This is a genomic window from Dysosmobacter acutus (genome assembly GCF_018919205.1).
In the GTDB taxonomy this organism is placed as follows: domain Bacteria; phylum Bacillota; class Clostridia; order Oscillospirales; family Oscillospiraceae; genus Oscillibacter; species Oscillibacter acutus.
This window is the reverse complement of the sequence record NZ_JAHLQN010000001.1, coordinates 308,340-326,604: the sequence shown is the minus strand read 5'-3', so window position 1 is coordinate 326,604 and position 18,265 is coordinate 308,340. Positions and strand designations below refer to the sequence as shown.

Here is an 18,265-nt window from a genome sequence, read left to right as displayed (position 1 = left end):
CCCTATTGGGGGGATTCAAATTTCTCGTATTCCTTCAGCCGGGCTGCATACTTGCTGTCCAGTGAGTTTTGTTCACCCGCCTGCTCCTTGTAGGAGCGGACGTTGAGCGCGGCAGAGGCCACGGGGGTGATGGTGCCGGCTCCGGCCACGCAGCCTCCGGGGCAGCCCATGCCTTCCAGCAGATAGCCGTCCCGCTTGCCGGCCTTGGCCAGCATCAGCATCTTCCGGCACTCCTTCAGGCCGTCGCCATAGTCGATCTTGACCTCCCGCTCCGGGTCGATCCGGTGGATGGCGTCCTTCACCGCCTGGGCCACGCCGCCGCCCACGGCAAAGCCGCGTCCGGAGCCGGTGCCGTCAGTAAACTCCTCCTCGGGATCGCCCGCAATCTGCGTAAAGTCAATGCCCTTGGCGTCGAACATGCCCCGGAGCTCCTCAAAGGTCAGCACAAAATCCACGTAGGACCGGACGCTCTGGCGGGAGGCCTCTAATTTTTTGGCCGCGCAGGGGCCCACAAAGACGATCTTGGCATTGGGCTTGCGGCGCTTGACCAGCCGCGCGGTAAGCACCATGGGCGTCAGAGCCATGGAGATGTAGTCCTTAAATTCGGGGAACAGCTTTTTTGCCATCACGCTCCACGCCGGGCAGCAGGAGGTACCCATAAATGGCTGGTTGGCGGGTACGTTTTCCAAAAAGTCGTTGGCCTCCTCAATGGTGCACAGGTCCGCGCCGATGGCCACCTCCACCGTCTCGGAAAAGCCCAGGATGCGCATGGCCTCCTTCAGCTTGGCGGGAGTGGCATCAGGACCGAACTGGCCCACAAAGGCGGGCGCCACACAGGCCACCACCTCGGCGCCGGATTTGATGGCGTGGATCAGCTGGAAAATCTGGCTCTTGTCTGCAATGGCTGCAAAGGGGCAGTTCACCAGGCACATGCCGCAGGAGACGCATTTGTCGTAGTCGATCCTGGCGTGGCCGTACTCGTCGGAGCCGATGGCGTCCATACCGCAGGCCGCGGCGCAGGGCCGCTCCAACTTGCTGATGGCGTTGTAAGGGCACTGGCGCTGGCACTTGCCGCACTTGATGCACTTGTCCTGGTCGATGGAGCACCTGTTGTCTTTGCCGATGATCACGGCATCTTTGGGGCAAACCGCCTGACAGGGGTGGGACATACAGCCCTGACAGTTGTTGGAGATGCGGATTTCCTTGGGCGGGCAGGCGTTGCAGGCAAAGGAGATGATGTTGATGAGGGGCGGCTCATAGTACTTCTCCGGCAGTGCGGCCTCCTCAATGCCGTCGCTGGCCGGAGAGTGGACGCTGGCCGGGCGCAGGGGAAGCCCGCAGGCCAGCCGCAGCCGCTCGGTGACTATGGCACGCTCCAGAAAGATGTTGTGGCGGAACTTTCCCACCTCGCCGGGAACAATTTTATAGGGGATCAGGTCAATCCGGGAATAGTCCCCGCCCTCGTAGGCCAGGCGGGCGACCTCTGTGAAAACCTTTCGGCGGATGTCATCCACCGCGCTGTGAATACCTCTCACGAATAGTCCTCCATTGATTCATCAGAAAGTGGCGTGAGCAAAGCTGCGCAGTGAAGCTGCTGTGAACGCGCGGGGCTTTTTATCGGTGTGACCCGAATGGCGCGGCGGCGGACAAACAGCAATGCGGCCATCAGAATGGCATCTTTGTGAAATCATTCACGACCCTATACCTGATTATAACAAATACGGCTGCGTTTGCAAGAGGGAATCCCTGTATTATTGTAAAACCTGCCGCAAAAAGCCCGAAATCAGAGGGAAATTTGCGGATGGGGGAGTTTTTCCTGCACACCGCTTGCCCAATGGATTGAAATTTGATATAATGTCCTCCGCTGAAACAGCTGAAAGCGGGAGGTGGCTTGTATCGCGGTACTTTGGATTTTCTTGATTTCTTTCGCGCTTGTCAGTGTTCTGGTCTGTGGGTTGATGTTTATCCTCAAGGGACAGAGCTGGCGCACGGCGCTTTTTTTGGTGGCGGTGTTCATTGCGTTTTTGTTGGCGCTGATCAATGCCAGCGCGCAGCCGGACAACATGCGCTTCAAGGCCCTGTGGGCCTGGATTTGCTTTTTGCCCGCCGTCGCCGGCGTCACGCTGCGCTTCTGCCGTCCGGAGCGGGAACAGACGGCGGGGCTTCTGGTGGTATTTGCTGTGGCGCTGAACCTGCTGTTTGCATTTTTTTAATGGAAATTGAGGAAAAAAGGAGGGCCCATTGAGGGCCCTCCTTTTTTGCGGCCCGGGCGGAGAATCCCGGGGCCACGGAGAGAAACAAGAGAAAAGAAATGAAAAAAGTTTGCCACACCAGGTGAGGGGGAGAATCCTTCCTGATGTTGAGGACAGTATACCGGAGAAGTCTGAAAATAACCTTGAAAAATTGTGAACAAATTGAGAGAGTTTACAGAATTCCGGAGAGCAAACGATTTTTCCGGATAAAATATAATCAGTTTGGGCTTAAGCTTTCTTTAAGAAAGAACGCCTATACTGATATCCTCAAGCGATATGGCGCCTGTGCGCTGAAGGAGGATGGTAGTTTGATTGAAGTCAGGAATCTGGTAAAGCGATATGGGGACCACTGCGCGGTGGACCATTTGAGCTTTACGGTGGCCGACGGACAGATTTACGGCTTTTTGGGACCCAACGGAGCCGGAAAATCCACCACTATGAACATCATGACCGGCTACCTGGCCGCCACTGAGGGCGAGGTGCTCATCGAGGGGCACAACATCCTGGAGGAGCCGGAGGCGGCCCGGCGCTGCATTGGGTACCTGCCGGAAATTCCTCCGGTGTATCCGGAGATGACGGTGCGGGAGTACCTGCGCTTTTGCGCCCAGCTGAAAAAGATCCCCAGGGCGGAGCAGGAGAACCAGATTGCCCAGGTGGTGGCGCTGACCCATCTGGAGGAGGTGACGGGGCGGCTGATCCGGAACCTCTCCAAGGGCTACCGCCAGCGCGTGGGCCTTGGACAGGCCATTTTGGGCTTTCCTAAGATCATCATCTTAGATGAGCCCACGGTGGGCCTGGACCCCAAGCAGATCATCGAAATCCGGGACCTGATCCGCCGCCTGGCCCGGGAGCACACAGTGATCCTCTCCTCCCATATCCTCTCGGAGGTGCGGGCCGTGTGCGATCACATCCTCATCATCCACAAGGGGAAATTGGTGGCCTGCGACACGCCGGAAAACCTGGAGGAGCACCTGTCCGGCGCCCACACGGTGGACCTGGAGGCCAAGGGAGGCCGTGAGCAGGTGGAGGAAATCCTGAATGGGATTCCCGGAGTGACCGGAAAGACGGTGTCGCCCAAGACGGAGTCCACCGTGGCGGTGGAGCTCACCGCCGCCGGGGACGTGCGGGAGCAGCTGTTCCGCGCCTTTGCGGCGGCGGACTGCCCCCTGATAGAGCTGACGCCCCGCATTGCCTCGCTGGAGGAGGTGTTCCTTGAGCTGACCCGTGGCGGCCGGGAGGAGGACGGGGACGCTGAGGAAGCGGCGGGCCGCGTACCGGATGAGGAAGGAGGAGACCAGGCGTGAAAGCCATCTACAAGCGGGAGCTGAGCTCCTATTTCAACTCCATGATCGGCTACCTCTGCATCGCGGTGATGGTGGCCTTTATCGGCGTCTATTTCATGGCCTACAATCTCTTTTCCGGCTACCCTTATTTCTCCTACTCCCTGGCCTCTACGCTGTTTATCTTCATGGTCATTGTGCCCATACTGACCATGCGCTCCATGGCGGAGGAGCGCCACAGCCGTACGGACCAGCTGCTTTTGACCGCGCCGGTCAGCGTGACGGAGGTGGTGATGGGCAAGTATCTTGCCATGCTCACCGTGTACCTGATCCCCGTGCTGATCTCCTGTCTGTGTCCGCTGATCATCGCCATGAACGGCACGGCTTATCTGAAGGCGGACTACAGCGCGGTGCTTGCCTTCTTCCTCTACGGCGCAGTGGAGATTGCGGTGGGTCTGTTCATCTCCGCCCTGACGGAGAGTCAGATCATCGCCGCCGTGGGAACCTTCGGCGCGCTGCTGGTGCTGTATTTGTGGGACGGGCTGATCGACTATCTTCCCACCACCGCCTCCGGGTCCCTCATAGGTCTTCTTGTGATCCTGATTTTGGTTTGTCTGCTGCTTCAGTCCCTGTCCGGCAGCCACAAGGTGTCCGGTTCCGTGCTGGCGCTTGGGGCCGCGGCCATTGTGGGCTTTTATCTGAAGGACTCCTCCGCGTTTGCGTCGCTGCTGCCCAACGCCCTGGGGAAGTTCAGCCTGAGCGGGGTTTTCACCAATTTTGTCAACAACCAGGTCTTTGACGTGGCGGGCCTTGCCATGTATGTCTCCGTTGCGGCGCTGATGGTCTTCCTGACGGTTCAGGTGGTCCAGAAGCGGCGCTGGAGCTGAGGAGGTGGGGAGATGAACATCCGGAAAAAAGAGAGCCGGGCCTCCCGGCGCGGGGCATTTTCCGCCGGCGCGGCCGCGCTGGCCGTGGCGGTGGTGGTTGCCTTTAATCTGCTGGTGGCTCAGATTCCCACACGCTACACCCAGCTGGACCTCTCGCCCAACAACATCTACCGTATCACCGACACCTCCGTGGAGTACATGGCGGCCTTAAGTGAGGACGTGTCCATCCATGTGCTGGCCAACAAGGACGCCATGGACCAGCGTATCGTCCGGTTTTTGGATCAGTACAAGGAGCTCAGCGACCGCCTGAGCGTGGAGTACACCAACCCCACCACCTACCCCTCCGTGCTCTCCGCCTACGGCGCGGAGGCCAACACCATCGTGGTGGCCTGTGAGGCCACCGGGCGGCAGGAAACCATTGCCATTGACGATCTGATCGAGTATGATATCTATACCTACATGATGAGCGGCGAGCGGAACGAAACCGCCTTTGACTGCGAGGGCCAGCTGACCTCCGCGGTGGATCTGGTGGTCTCCGAGTCCTCCCGAAGGGCCTATGCCATCAACGACCACGCCGAGCAGAGTCTGTCCGCCTCGGTGGAGGATCTGATGAAAAAGAGCCATTTCAGCGTGGAGGAGGTCAATGTGCTGATGGACGGCGTGCCGGAGGACTGCGACCTGCTGATCTGCAACGGACCGGCGTCCGATCTGGCCGACGATGAGGCCGAGCTGATCCTCAGCTACCTATCCGGCGGCGGGCAGCTGATCTACCTGATGGGCGCGGACCTGACGGAGATGCCCAACTGGAACAGGGTTCTTTCCCAATACGGCATCTCCCCCACCACCGGCTTGATCGCCGATACCCAGCGCTACTATCAGAATAACCCCTATGTGATCTTTCCGGAAATCGACCTGACCGTGGATGCGGCCCACAGCCTCACCGGCGATTCCACGGTGCTGCTTTTCTCCTCCCGGGGCATGACGCTCACCGATCCGGCCCGGGATACCATCGCAGTCTCCTCCTTCCTGACCACCTCCGACCACGGCGTCAACGTGGTGGATGATTCGGATCAGACGGAGGGCACCTACGTGCTGGGCGCCGTGGCCACCGAGGAGACCGGGGGCGGTACCGCCCGGCTGACCGTGTTCGGCTGCAGCAATATGATCAGCGGGCAGATCACGGGGAGCTTCACCAACATCGCCAACCTGGACCTCTTCATGAACGCGGCCACCGTGGGCTTCGACGACATCACCAACCTCTCCATTGAACCGGTGAGCCTCCAGGTGTCCAGCAACACCATCACCACCGGCGGAATCTGGAGCGTGCTGTTCGTCTTCGTGGTGCCGCTGGCGGTGGTAGCGGTGGGCTTTGTGCATTGGATGCGCCGCCGGAAACTTTAGGGCAAGGAGGATTCCCATGAGACAGAAAAAGACGCTGATGGCCCTGGCCGCCGTATTGATTGTGCTGGCGGCATTGACATGGCTTCTCCGCTCCTGCAACGCAAAGGAGGAACAGCGCCGGCAGGAGGAGCAGCAGAACCTGGCCGACACCCGGGTGCTGGAGACCGAGGAGGACCAGACCTACAGCGCCATTTCCTACGACAACGGACAGGTAAACCTGTCCTTTGCCAGGGACGAGGCGGACAAGTGGTACTGGGTGGACGATCCGGACTTTCCCCTGAACGGATACTACCTGGACAGGATATCCCAGCTTGTCATCGATCTGCACCCCATGCAGACCATCACGGAGGGAGACACCATGGAGGCCTACGGCCTGGAGGAGCCCGCCGCATCGCTGAAGGCCGCGGCGGCCGGCGGAGAGGAGACGGTGCTGCTCTTCGGCAAGACCACCTCCGATGGGTCCTATTATATGAAGACATCGGACTCCGACACCGTGTACGTGGTGTCCGACGAACTGCGTGAGAGTATGAACAAAGGCATCTACGACATGGCGGAAATCCCGGATATCCCCACCTTCACCGGCGCGAACCTGCGCTCCGTGCGTGTGGAGAGCCCCGCCCAGGACCTGACGCTCTCCGTGGAGGCGGAGGACGGGGATGAGGCGTCCTGGATTTTCGGCGACACCGACATGACGGATCATGAGACGGTGAGCGCCCTGGCCGATGAGCTGGCCGGCCTTCGATTCACGGCCTGCGTGGACTACCGGCCCACCGATGAGGCGGTGGCGCTGTGCGGCCTGGGCAGCCCGCAGGTGACTATAACGGTTTACTATGTGCCCGACGGCGGCTCTGAGACCACGTTTAAGATGTCGGTGGGCAACGCCGCTGCCGACGGCAATGGCTACTACGCCCGGATGGAGGGCGACACCACCATCTACAGCGTGGCCAAGGATTCGGTGCAGGCGCTGCTGTCCATAGCCCAGAGCGGCCTGCCCGCCTGAGCGGCTTGCCAGCAAACGCCGGCAGTGATACAATCGGGAAGGGGAAACCCTTCCCGATTTTGATCGGAGGAGACATGCCCGAGACGGCTGAAAGGGTGCCCTTTTCGCTCATCCCGTATGCACTACCAGACTGAGAGGAGAAACGCCTATGCGTATCCTGATTGTGGAAGATGAAGTCCGCCTTGCGGCCACACTTGAGGACATTGTGGATATGGCCGGCTATACCGCCGACGTCTGTCACGACGGGGAGTCGGGGCTGGACAACGCGCTCTCCGGCATTTACGATGTGATTTTGCTGGATGTGATGCTGCCAAGGCTGAGCGGGTTCGACGTACTGCGGCGCATGCGCGCAGAGGGGGACAAGACACCGGTCTTGATGCTCACCGCCCGGTCCGACACGGCCGACAAGGTGGAGGGCCTGGACGCGGGGGCGGACTACTATCTCACCAAGCCCTTTGAGCCAAGGGAGCTGCTGGCCTGCATCCGGGCGCTTTGCCGCCGTCAGCCGGAGCTGCGGGAGGAGGGCGTTTTGACCTGCGGCGATCTGAAACTTGAGCAGTCCTCCTTTTCCCTGCTGTGCGGCGCACAGTCCATCCGCCTCTCCCGGAAGGAGTATGACATCATGGAGCTGCTGATGCAGAATCAGAAGCTGGTGGTGCCCAAGGAGAAGCTGCTGCTGAAGGTCTGGGGCTATGAGTCTGAGGCTGAGGACAACAACGTGGAGGTCTACATCTCCTTTTTGCGCCGCAAGCTGACCCATCTGGGCTCCGGCGTGAGGATCAAGACCATCCGAATGGTGGGCTATTGCCTGGAGACTGGGGAATGAAGCGTCAGAACAATATGATCCGCAAGCTCCGGGTCAAATTTGTGGCCATCTGTATGGCCCTTGTGACACTGGTTCTGGGGGCGGTCTTTTTCTCCGTGGTCTCCGCCACGGGGCAGAATATCCGTGCCAACACCATGGAGGTACTGGAGCGGGTGATCGGCCAGGAGGGCAGCGTGGGCCGCCCCTCCGCCGGCGGGCCCACGGTGCAGATGCCCTATTTTACCGTGGCCGTCATGGGCTCCACCGCCTATATCACCGGCGGCACCTACAGCGACCTTGAGAATACCACCGAGCTCCAGGAGATCATCACCATCGCCCTGCGCGGCGGCGCCTCCACAGGCGTGGTGGCCAAGTACTCCCTCCGCTATCTCATTGAGGACAACGGACTCTATCAGCGCATGGCCTTTGCGGACATGTCCATTGAACGGAGCATCATGGAGGACCTGCTCCGCTCCTCCTTCCAGATCGGAATTGCCGCTTTTCTGGTGCTCTTTGCCGTCAGCTGCCTGCTGGCCTGGTGGGCCACCCGGCCGGTGGAGCAGGCCATGCGACAGCAAAGGCAGTTCCTCTCCGACGCCTCCCATGAGCTGAAGACGCCTCTGACGGTGATCCTCTCCAACGCGGAAATGCTCTCCGCCGCCCACCTGGAGGAGCGAAGCGCCCGGTGGGCCGACAACATCCATTCCGAGGCCGGACAGATGAAAACGCTGGTGGAGGAGATGCTGACGCTGGCCCGGTCGGACAATATGGGCCGCACCGCGATCCTCACGGAGCAGGACCTGTCCGCGCTGGTGACGGACTGCTCGCTCTCCTTTGAGCCGGTGGCCTTTGAGCATGGCAAGCAGCTGGAGTGGGAGAGCGTGCCGGGGACCAGGGTCCTTGGGGACGGGGACCAGCTGCGCCGTCTGGTGGGAGTACTGTTAGACAATGCGGTGAAGTATGGAGCGCCGGGCGCGCCGATCCGCGTCTCACTGAGCCGGGACGACAAGCGGGCGCGGCTGGAGGTCTCCAACCAGGGACCGGTCATTCCACCGGAGCAGCTGAGGCGGCTCTTTGAGCGGTTTTACCGGGCCGATGACTCCCGGGGAGAGAAGTCCGGCTTCGGACTGGGGCTGCCCATTGCCGCAGCCATTGCCGCCGAGCACAAGGGAACCATACGGGCGGAAAGCGACCAACGCTCCACCCGATTCATTGTATCGATTCCACTGAAGAAGTGAAAAGGCCCCCGGTCCATCCGAACCGGGGGCCTTTTCACCCGGAGGTGTTGACTATTGGGAAAAATCAGAATATAGTGGTAAACGAGCGTATGTATTTAGATCATTAAATATAGTGTTGCCTTTGGGGGAAGTGCCGGAGGAGGCCATGTTTTAAGGAGGGGGACAATGGGAGAGTACGGAGAGAAGAGAACAGACGCCATCTCCATCAGCTGGAAGCCGGACCGGCAGTCCAAAATCCCTTTATACAGCCAGATTGTAAGCTATTTCAGCGAGAAGATTTCCTCCGGCGACTGGGTGAGCGGCCAGGTGCTCCCCTCCCAAAGAAAGCTCTCCGAACTGTTTGGGGTCAACCGCAGCACCATTGTGGAGGCCATGGACGAATTGGCTTCTCTTGGAATGATCGAAAGCGGCTTTGGCGGCGGGACCCGCATTGCCAACGACAGCTGGTCACTGCTGATGCAGGACAAGGCGCCGGACTGGCAGAGCTATATCAGGGCCGGAGGCTTTCGCGCCAACGTGCCCACGGTACAGATCATCAACCACCTTGAGTTTGAAGACGGGATCACCCGTCTGAGCACCGGCGAGCTGTCGCCGGACCTGGTGCAGATGGATTTGACCCGCAAGGTGCTGAACAGCCTCTCAACACGAAACCTCTTTATGAACTACCCGGACCCGCTGGGCATGCCGGGGCTGCGCGCCGCGCTGCAGACCCACCTGCGCCAGATCGGGATTGAGGCGCCGCTGTCCTGCATTCTGATCGTCTCCGGCGCGCTCCAGGCCCTGCAGCTTATTTCCACGGGTATTGTCCAGGCCAAGTCCACGGTCTATGTGGAGTCGCCGTCCTACCTTGGGTCGCTGAATATCTTTCAGTCCGTGGGGGCGGAGCTTCAGGGAGTGCCTCTGGATGCCAGCGGCATACTGCCTTGGATGATCCGGGAGCCCCAGTCCAACGGCCGACACTCTCTGCTCTACACCATCCCCACCTTTCAAAACCCCACCGGCTGCGTGATGCCGGTGAGCCGCCGCAGGGAGGTCCTCAAATACTGCAAGGAAAACCACATGCCCGTGATCGAGGACGATGTGTTCCGTGATCTGTGGCTGGACGAGATGCCGCCCCCTCCCATCAAAGCCCTTGACCAGAGCGGCAGCGTGGTGTATATCGGAAGCCTGTCCAAGTGCTTTTCACCTGGGCTGCGGCTTGGATGGCTGGTGGGTCCGGAATCGGTGGTTCAGCGGCTGGCCGATGTGAAAATGCAGATGGATTACGGCGTCAGCGTGCTGACCCAGCAGGTGGTGGAGGAGCTTTTCCGGAGCGGCCTTTACTATACGGGGGTCAATACCATTCGCCAGCAGCTCAGGGAGCGCCGGGACCTGATGATGTACCTGCTGGAGAAGTACTTCGCCGACCTGGCGGAGTGGAATCGTCCCGCGGGTGGGTTCTTCATCTGGATCAAGCTGAAAAACCGGGTGTCGGCGGAGCAGCTTTTCAACCGGGCGCTGAAGGAGGGGCTGCTGATTCTGCCCGGCAGCGTATACGACATGGGATATTCCTCTTCCCTCCGCCTGACCTATGGATATCTTTCGGCCGAGGAGATGGAACTGGGAATGCGCCGCCTTGCGGAGATTCTCCGGGCCATGGGCCGGGGCTGATGAAAAAAAGAAAAGCGGGGAAACGGTATGCTGCCGTTTCCCCGCTTTTTTGCAAATCCGCAAAATGGGAAAAAATGGGGTAAGCTTTGGTTGTTTTAATTCGCCCCGCTTGGTTGGTTACAAACAGAACCGATACCGCTATAATAAAGGCGTCCGTTAGATCGGAGTCAATTCTGCCCTGCCCGGAACCGGGAGGGCTTTTGAAGGAGAAAAGATAAAATGGGTAAACTGGATGGAAAAATCGCGATTGTAACCGGCGCGGCCCAGGGTATCGGCAACGGCAGCGCCAAGGTACTGGCCAAACACGGCGCCACCGTCATCCTGCTGGATTTCGCGGAGTCCGTAACCGCCGCCGCGGAGGAGATCCGGCAGATGGGCCTGAAGGCCGACAGCCGCCGGGTGGACGTCAGCAAGTTAGAGGATGTGCAGAAGGTTGTGGACGACATTGTCGCCCAGTACGGCAGGATCGATATCCTGCACAACAACGCCGGCGTCAACCGCCGCGTCAAGTTCGAGGACATGGACGTGAAGACCCTCAACTTCATCTTCGGCGTCAACATCTACGGCGTGTGGAACATGTCCAAGGCCGTGTATCCCTATATGCTGAAGGCCGGCTACGGCCGCATCATCAACACCTCCTCCGTCACCGGCACGAAAGTGGTGGATGAGGGGCAGACCACCTATTCCATGACCAAGGGCGCCGTTTCCGCCCTGACCCGCGCCCTGGCCTATGAGGCCGGCCCCCACGGCATCACCGTCAACGCGGTGCTCCCCGGCTGGGTCCGCACCCCCAAGATTGAGCAGGTTGCTGCCGACAACCGCCCCGAGGATCCTGAGAGCGCCATGCGGGATATGGCGTCCTTCATTCCTCTCAAGCGCCTTTGCAACATTGAGGAGATCGGCGATCTGGTGGCCTTCCTGGCCTCTGACGACGCCAAGTACATCACCGGCACCGAAGTGGTCATCGACGGCGGCAGCACCCTGCCCGAGACCTTTAACATTCTCCACGCGTAAGAGGTGGACGTCGGACTGCTGGCCCGGACACTGATCCAGCTCTACGGCATGATGGCCCTGGGATTTGTGCTGGCAAAGGCCAACATCCTGGATGACCATGTGAACCGGAAGCTCTCCGCCATGGTGGTCACAGCGGTCTATCCCATGATGCTGCTGTGTTCCATGATGGGTCAGCCCGGCGACAGGCTGGAGGCCCTGGCCCTGTTGGGAGCAGGCTTTGGCATCTACATTGCCATGATTTTTTTCGGCAAGGCCGTCTCATGGCTGCTGCGGGTTCCGCCGGAAAAGCGGCGGGAGTTTGAATGTTTGATGGTGTTCGGCAACACGGGGTTCATCGGCGCGCCCCTGGCCCAGTCCCTCTATGGGAACGCGGCCTTTTTCCAGATGACGCTGCTGAACTTTGCCTACTACTTCTTCTACAACACCTATGCCGCCGGCACGCTGGCCCCGGACAGCGGAGAAAAACGGAAGTTCCGCCTAAAGGACCTTTTGACGCCCGGATTTGTGATGACCCTTCTGGCGGTGGTGCTGTATCTGGTGCGCTTTGACGCGCCGCCCATTGTCCGCGACACCCTCTATATGGTGGGCAGCATGACAACGCCTCTGTCCATGATCATTCTGGGTTCCTCGCTGGCCATGTACCCCTTCCGCCAGTCCGTCACCGACCCCTGGTCCTATGTGTACTGCGGGGCAAAGCTGCTGGTGCTGCCGGCCGTCACTTTTTTCCTCTCGCGGCTGCTCCGGGTAAACGTCTACTTCGGCGATCTGGCGGTATTGAGCAACGCCATGCCGGCGGGCTCCATGGTGCTGATGCTGGCGCTGCAGATGAAGCGGGACAGCGGCTTTATCAGCAGAAGCATCTTTGTCTCCACCCTTCTTTCCGCACTGTCACTGCCCGTTCTGGCAGTTTTATTCCTGCATTAAGTTCAACTGGCGGCAATGCCGCGAATGTTACATAGGAGGCGAACGAAATGACGCAGTATCCTTATATCCCCAACAGCAACGAGGCTGTCCGCAAGGAAATGCTGGATTTCATCGGCGCCAAGTCTGTTGAGGAGATTTACTCTTTCATCCCCGACGAGGTGCGCATGAAACGGCCCCTGGACCTGCCTGAGGCCTTTACGTCCGAAATGGACCTGAAAAAGCACATGGACGGCATCCTGGCCAAGGACAGCACCTGCGATGAGAACATCAGCTTCTTGGGCGCCGGCTGCTATAACCACTATGTGCCCGCTGTGTGCGACGAGATCAACGGCCGCAGCGAGTTCCTCACCGCCTACAGCGGCGATACCTATGCTGACCACGGTAAGCTTCAGACCTTCTTTGAGTTCACCAGCATGATGGGTGAGCTGCTGGATCTGGATGTGGTCAGCTTCCCCACCTACGACGGCGGACAGGCCGCGTCCACGGCCATCATGATGTCCCGCCGCATCAATGGCCGCTCCACCGCCCTGGTGCCCGCCGCCATGAACCCCAGCCTGCTCTCCCAGCTCAAGTGCTACTGCGAGGGCATGAATCTGGTGGGCGTGGCCAGTTGTCCCAACGGCCAGCTGGACCTGGAGGACCTCAAGGGCAAGCTTACGGACGACGTGGCCTGCGTCTTCATCCAGAACCCGGCGTTTCTGGGATTCTTTGAAGAGCAGTGCGAGGAGATCGGCAAGCTCTGCCACAGCGTGGGCGCGGAGTACATTGTCTACGCCGACCCCTCCTCCCTGGGCGTTGTCCAGCCCCCTGCCGACTACGGCGCGGACATCTCCTGCGGCGAGATCCAGCCCCTTGGCATCCACATGAGCTACGGCGGCGGCCTGGGCGGCTATCTGGCCACCCGCCAGGAAGAGAAGTACGTGATGAACTACCCCCATCACCTCTACAATATCTTCAAGAATTCCAAGGGTCAGTTCGGCTACAGCCGCGCCCTGCCCGAGCGCACCAGCTACTATGTCCGTGAAAAGGCCATTGAGTACCTTGGCACCTGCGTGGGCTTGTGGGCGGTGACTGCGGCCACATATCTTGCCGTCATGGGCCCCGACGGCATGCGTGAGTTAGGCGAAAACATCCTCTACAAGAGCAACTACGCCCAGAAGAAGCTCTCCGCGCTGCCCGGCGTCAAGCTGCCCTACAGCGCAAGCCACAGCTTCATGGAGTTTGTGCTGAACTTTGACGCTGCGGGCAAGACCGTGGCCGAGATCAACAAGGCGCTGCTGGCCAAGGGCATTTTCGGCGGCTACGACCTGAGCGTCCAGATGCCGGAGCAGGGCCAGTCCATGCTGGTCTGCGTCACTGAGAAGACCGGGCTCTCCGACATTGACGCTCTGGTTGATGCACTGAAGAACATTCTGTAAGGAGGGAACGAACGTGTCTGATACGAAACTGCGGAACTTCCACGAAGCCCAGTGGGATGAGTCCCTGATTTTTGAACAAAGCGTGCCGGGCAGCCGCAGCCTGCTGGTGCCCGACGTGTCCGGGCAGGTCAAGGGCGTCACCGGCGATGTGGAGAAACTGCTGCCTGAAAACCTTAAGCGCAAGGGCAAGCCCGCTCTGCCGGAGCTGGCCCAGCCCCAAGTGCTGCGCCACTACCTGAGACTTTCCCAGGAGACCATTGGCCAGGATATCAACATCGACATCGGCCTTGGCACCTGCACCATGAAATACAGCCCCAAGATCAACGAGCAGTTCGTCCGCTCCCCCAAGTTTACGGAGATGCATCCCTACCAGGATGACGACACCGCCCAGGGCGTCCTGAAGATCATCTATGACTTTGAGCAGATCATGAAGGAGATCTCCGGCCTGGATTCCGTGTCCTTCCAGCCCGGCGGCGGCGGCCAGGGCATCTACTCCAACGCGGCCGTGCTGAAGAAATACTTTGAGGAAAAGGGAGAGGCGGAGCAGCGCACCCAGATCATCACCACCATCCTCTCCCACCCCCTGGACTCCGCGGCTCCCGCCACCAAGGGCTTTGAGGTCATCAGCCTTTTCCCCAACGAGAACGGCTATCCCAGCCTGGAAAACCTGAAGGCGGTGGTCAGCGAGAAGACCGCCGGCATCTTCATCACCAATCCCGAGGACACCGGCGTCTTCAACCCCATTGTCCGTGAGTTTGTGGATGTGGTCCACGAGGCGGGCGGGCTGGCCATCTGCGACATGGCCGACTACAACGGCCTTTTCGGCCTGGTCCGCGCCAAGGAATTGGGCGCCGACATGTGCCACTTCAACCTGCACAAGGCCTTCTCCTCCCCCCATGGCTGCATGGGCCCCGGCTGCGGCGCCCAGTGCGTCAGCGAGGAACTGGAGAAGTACCTGCCCCGTCCCCGCGTCCGCTTTGACGGCAAGCGCTACTACACCGATTACGACGGCCCTGCCTCCGTGGGCAAGATCCGCCAGTTCCATGGCTCCCTGGCCGCTGTGATGCGCTCCTATGCCTGGGTCATGAGCCTGGGCCGCGACGGCTTGGAGACTGTGGCCGAGACCGCCATTTTGAACAACAACTACATGATGAAGCGGGTCCTGAACGAGGTCAAGGGCATCTCCATGTCCTGGGCCGAGGAGGCCCCCAACCGCCTGGAGCAGGTCCGCTACAGCTTTGAAAAGCTGCTTAAGGACACCGGCGTGGGCGCTGAGGACGTGAACCGCCATCTGCTGGACTTCGGCTTCCAGCGCTTTTTCGCCAGCCACCATCCCCTGATCGTCCCCGAGCCCTACACTCCCGAACCCACCGAGTCCTACTCCAAGGCGGACATCGACGAGTATGTGAGCGCCCTGAAGAAGATCAGCGACGAGGCTTACTCCACCCCGGAAGTGGTGCTCAACGCGCCCTACAACGGCCCCATCTCCAAACTGGAGAACGATCATATCAGCGACTGGCGTGAGCTGGCGGTGACATGGCGAGCCTACAAGAAGCAAAATGGCCTCGCTTAAGACCTTTGGCCTGATCGTCAACCCCATTGCGGGCATGGGCGGCAAGGTGGCGCTGAAGGGCACCGATGGTGCCGCGGCGCTCTCCGCCGCCCGGGCCCGGGGCGCCAGGCCCGAATCCGGACTCAAGGCGGAGCGGGCGCTGAAGATGCTGTTGCCCTTCCGGGAGAACGTCCAGGTGCTGACGGCCTCCGGAGACATGGGGCAGAGCCTTTGCGAGAAGTTAGGACTCCCCTTTCGGGTGGTCTGCCGTGCGGAGGGAGAGGATACCTCTCCCTCCGACACCATGGCGGCCGCCCGGGCCATTGCCGACCAGAAGGTGGAGCTCCTCCTGTTCGCGGGAGGCGACGGGACGGCCCGCAACATCTGCGAGGCTGTGGGGGAGCGGGTGAGCGTGCTTGGCATTCCCGCCGGCGTGAAGATCCAGTCCGCGGTATTCGCCCTGGACCCGGAGGCCGCCGGAACGGTGGCCGCCACGCTGGCACGCGGGGTTCCCATGAGCTCCAGCCGCCGGGAGGTGGTGGACCTGGACGAGGATGCCTACCGCACCGGCCGCGTCAGCGCCACGCTGTACGGCGCCATGCTGGTGCCCGATCAGCCTGAGCAGCTCCAGTCCATGAAGCAGAGCGGCTTCTCCACGGAGGCGGATCAGATGGCGGCCATCGCCGGCTATCTGGAGGAGCACATGGAAAGCGGCGTCACCTATGCCATCGGCTCCGGTTCCTCCGCAAAGTGCATCTCCCAGCGGCTGGGGCTTCCCTATGAGCTTCTGGGCGTGGATGTGATCCGGGACGGAAAGCTGATAGAAAGGGACGTGACAGAGGAGCAGCTTTGGAGCTATGCCAAAGACGGAGCCATGCGCATCATCGTCTCCCCCATCGGCGGACAGGGCTTCCTGTTCGGCCGGGGCAACCATCAGTTCAGCGCCCGGGTTCTTCGTGCGGTGGGAAAGGAGCGGATCATTGTGATCTCTCCGGAGTCCAAGGTTCTCTCCATTCAAGACCACACGCTGCACATTGACTGCGGCGATCCAGAGGTCAACCAATCCCTGCGGGGATTTTACAGCGTCCTGTGCGGCTACGGCTATTTTCTGTCCCTGCCCTGCCGGTAAGGGAATCTATAAAATAAAGAGAGCTCCCGCCTTCAGGCGGGGGCTCTCTTTTGACAGGAAGAGGAGAGTGGGGTATGCCTTGCCCACAGCGTCCGCAAATCTGCCGGTTTAATCGGAGGAGGCGGACTGCCGGTGGCGGCCTGAACAGGGTTCCTGTACTGAACCGGCTGGACGGAACGGCCCTTTTCCCGCAAACGCTTGGTTGGATAAGCAATGGGAGGTTGGTTGTGGTAAAAGGGAGGCGGCAGTGGTATTTTTAAGAAAAGCCTGTATATGAGGTGGACGTATCGGCTGGGTTTACAAAATAGGCAGGTAAATAGAGGAGGATGTATATGGACTTATTCAAAAACTGCGTTTTCAGCGATTTTGCCGCACCCACGCTTCCTCCGACGGCCTATGACTTTAATCTGCCTCGGTTTCACCGCATCCGCCAGGAGTTCCCCGACCAGCGGGTCGCTGACATCGATGGAGCAGTTGACGCGGAATTTCAACGCGAGGCTGTGAGAAGAAAGATCAAAAGAGACGATTCCGTGGCGCTTCTTGTGGGCAGCCGGGGTATTTGCAGCATCGACCGCGTGGTCAGGCGTACGGTTTACAACATCCAAAAATTGGGCGGAAGGCCGTTTATTGTGCCCGCCATGGGCAGCCACGGCAACGGTGAGGCCCAGGCTCAGAAGGAAATCCTTGAGGGCTACGGCGTCACGGAAGAGGCCATGGGCTGCCCTATCCGCAGCTCCATGGAAACCGTGCTGGCAGGATATACGGAGGCGGGCCTGCCCGCCTATGCCGATAAAAATGCGGCCGGTGCGGATGTCATTGTCCCCATATGCCGCGTCAAATGCCACACAGACTTTCATGGGCCATACGAGAGCGGAATCTGCAAGATGCTTGCCATCGGCCTGGGAAAGCACAAGGGGTGTTCGCGCATTCATCAGGAAACCATCGAGGACTTTCCCCGGGTGATCCCGTCCATCGCGCAGGTCATGCTGGACAAGCTCCCCGTTGGCTTTGCCATTGCGCTCATTGAAAACGCTCATGAACATCTCTACCAGATCCGGGCGGTGTGCGCGGAGGAGATCATGGACGAAGAGCCCGGGCTTCTCCAGCTTAGCAAATCGCTTATGCCGCGCATTCAGTTCCGCGACGCGGATATTCTGATTGTGAACCGCATTGGAAAGGACATCACCGGGGCCGGAATGGACCCCAATATCACGGGAAGAAAAACCGGCATCCAATTTGAGGACTATACCGGCCCAAGGTTTCAGCGCATCATTGTCAACGGACTGACGGAGGCGTCCCACGGGAATGCGATCGGCCTTGGCCTTGCCGATTTTACCACCTTTTCCACGCTGCAGCAGATCAATTTCACCATGACATACACCAATTGTACGGCCTCCGGCGATCCGCAGTGCTCCCGCCTTCCGCTTGTCATGAAGGACGAAGAAACGGCTCTGCGGGCGGCCATTGCCACCTGCACGGGTATTGACCGCCGGAAGGTCAAAGTGATCCGCATTCCGGATACGCTGCATCTGACGGAAATTGAGGTTTCCAGCTCCCTTTTGGCGGAATGTGGGGAGATGGAGGGCGTCACTGTACTGGATTGACGCCTCTCCGGGGAAAAGCGATTCCTGCCGCGGTATTTGCGGCAGGAATCGCTTTTTGCAATACCCGTGGACCGGAAAAAATCCATTGCCAGAGGAATGGCCACACAGAAA

15 protein-coding genes are annotated in these 18,265 nt (G+C 60.0%); 14 read left to right on the top strand and 1 reads right to left on the bottom strand.

Translation table 11 applies throughout. The annotated features are described in order from the left end of the window. Positions 1 to 2: 2 nt before the first annotated feature. The gene (locus tag KQI82_RS01495) at positions 3 to 1,535 is read right to left on the bottom strand and encodes a 4Fe-4S dicluster domain-containing protein (RefSeq protein ID WP_216557715.1); all 1,533 of its coding nucleotides are present in this window, start codon (positions 1,533 to 1,535) and stop codon (positions 3 to 5) included. Positions 1,536 to 1,916: 381 nt separating this feature from the next. On the opposite strand from KQI82_RS01495, the gene KQI82_RS01490 reads away from it, so the two are divergent. The 14 genes from KQI82_RS01490 (at position 1,917) to KQI82_RS01425 (ending at position 18,154) form a co-directional block, all read left to right on the top strand. Continuing rightward, the gene (locus KQI82_RS01490) at positions 1,917 to 2,213 is read left to right on the top strand and encodes a hypothetical protein (protein ID WP_216557712.1); all 297 of its coding nucleotides are present in this window, start codon (positions 1,917 to 1,919) and stop codon (positions 2,211 to 2,213) included. A gap of 347 nt (positions 2,214 to 2,560) precedes the next feature. After that, entirely contained in the window at positions 2,561 to 3,556 is a 996-nt protein-coding gene (locus KQI82_RS01485) for an ABC transporter ATP-binding protein (RefSeq protein ID WP_216557709.1), read from the top strand. After that, on the top strand, positions 3,553 to 4,419 hold the full coding sequence (locus KQI82_RS01480; RefSeq protein ID WP_216557706.1) for an ABC transporter permease: 867 nt from the start codon (positions 3,553 to 3,555) through the stop codon (positions 4,417 to 4,419). Before KQI82_RS01485 ends, KQI82_RS01480 begins: the two co-directional genes overlap by 4 nt. 12 nt (positions 4,420 to 4,431) lie before the next feature. After that, positions 4,432 to 5,820 (top strand): DUF7088 domain-containing protein, encoded by a 1,389-nt coding sequence (locus KQI82_RS01475; protein ID WP_216557704.1) that lies wholly within the window; start codon positions 4,432 to 4,434, stop codon positions 5,818 to 5,820. 16 nt (positions 5,821 to 5,836) lie between these two features. Beyond that, positions 5,837 to 6,820: a DUF4340 domain-containing protein gene (locus KQI82_RS01470; protein ID WP_216557701.1), complete on the top strand. Its 984-nt coding sequence runs from the start codon at positions 5,837 to 5,839 to the stop codon at positions 6,818 to 6,820. 148 nt (positions 6,821 to 6,968) lie between these two features. Next, on the top strand, positions 6,969 to 7,646 hold the full coding sequence (locus KQI82_RS01465) for a response regulator transcription factor (RefSeq protein ID WP_216557698.1): 678 nt from the start codon (positions 6,969 to 6,971) through the stop codon (positions 7,644 to 7,646). After that, complete coding sequence (locus KQI82_RS01460; protein WP_241426583.1) at positions 7,643 to 8,863, top strand: sensor histidine kinase; 1,221 nt, start codon at positions 7,643 to 7,645, stop codon at positions 8,861 to 8,863. The genes KQI82_RS01465 and KQI82_RS01460 overlap by 4 nt, the downstream gene beginning before the upstream one ends. 165 nt (positions 8,864 to 9,028) lie before the next feature. Then, complete coding sequence (locus KQI82_RS01455; RefSeq protein WP_216557695.1) at positions 9,029 to 10,513, top strand: aminotransferase-like domain-containing protein; 1,485 nt, start codon at positions 9,029 to 9,031, stop codon at positions 10,511 to 10,513. Between the two features lie 219 nt (positions 10,514 to 10,732). Next, positions 10,733 to 11,527: an SDR family oxidoreductase gene (locus tag KQI82_RS01450; protein WP_216557692.1), complete on the top strand. Its 795-nt coding sequence runs from the start codon at positions 10,733 to 10,735 to the stop codon at positions 11,525 to 11,527. 3 nt (positions 11,528 to 11,530) lie between these two features. Continuing rightward, positions 11,531 to 12,451: an AEC family transporter gene (locus tag KQI82_RS01445; RefSeq protein WP_216557689.1), complete on the top strand. Its 921-nt coding sequence runs from the start codon at positions 11,531 to 11,533 to the stop codon at positions 12,449 to 12,451. A gap of 47 nt (positions 12,452 to 12,498) precedes the next feature. Beyond that, positions 12,499 to 13,869, top strand: a complete 1,371-nt coding sequence (gcvPA, locus tag KQI82_RS01440; protein ID WP_216557686.1) for an aminomethyl-transferring glycine dehydrogenase subunit GcvPA — start codon at positions 12,499 to 12,501, stop codon at positions 13,867 to 13,869. A 13-nt stretch (positions 13,870 to 13,882) separates the two neighbouring features. Beyond that, positions 13,883 to 15,442, top strand: a complete 1,560-nt coding sequence (gcvPB, locus tag KQI82_RS01435) for an aminomethyl-transferring glycine dehydrogenase subunit GcvPB (RefSeq protein ID WP_216557684.1) — start codon at positions 13,883 to 13,885, stop codon at positions 15,440 to 15,442. Beyond that, entirely contained in the window at positions 15,429 to 16,550 is a 1,122-nt protein-coding gene (locus KQI82_RS01430; RefSeq protein WP_216557681.1) for an ATP-NAD kinase family protein, read from the top strand. The genes gcvPB and KQI82_RS01430 overlap by 14 nt, the downstream gene beginning before the upstream one ends. A gap of 332 nt (positions 16,551 to 16,882) precedes the next feature. After that, positions 16,883 to 18,154, top strand: coding sequence for a nickel pincer cofactor-dependent isomerase, group 22 (locus KQI82_RS01425; protein ID WP_216557678.1), 1,272 nt, complete (start codon positions 16,883 to 16,885; stop codon positions 18,152 to 18,154). Positions 18,155 to 18,265: the final 111 nt, after the last annotated feature.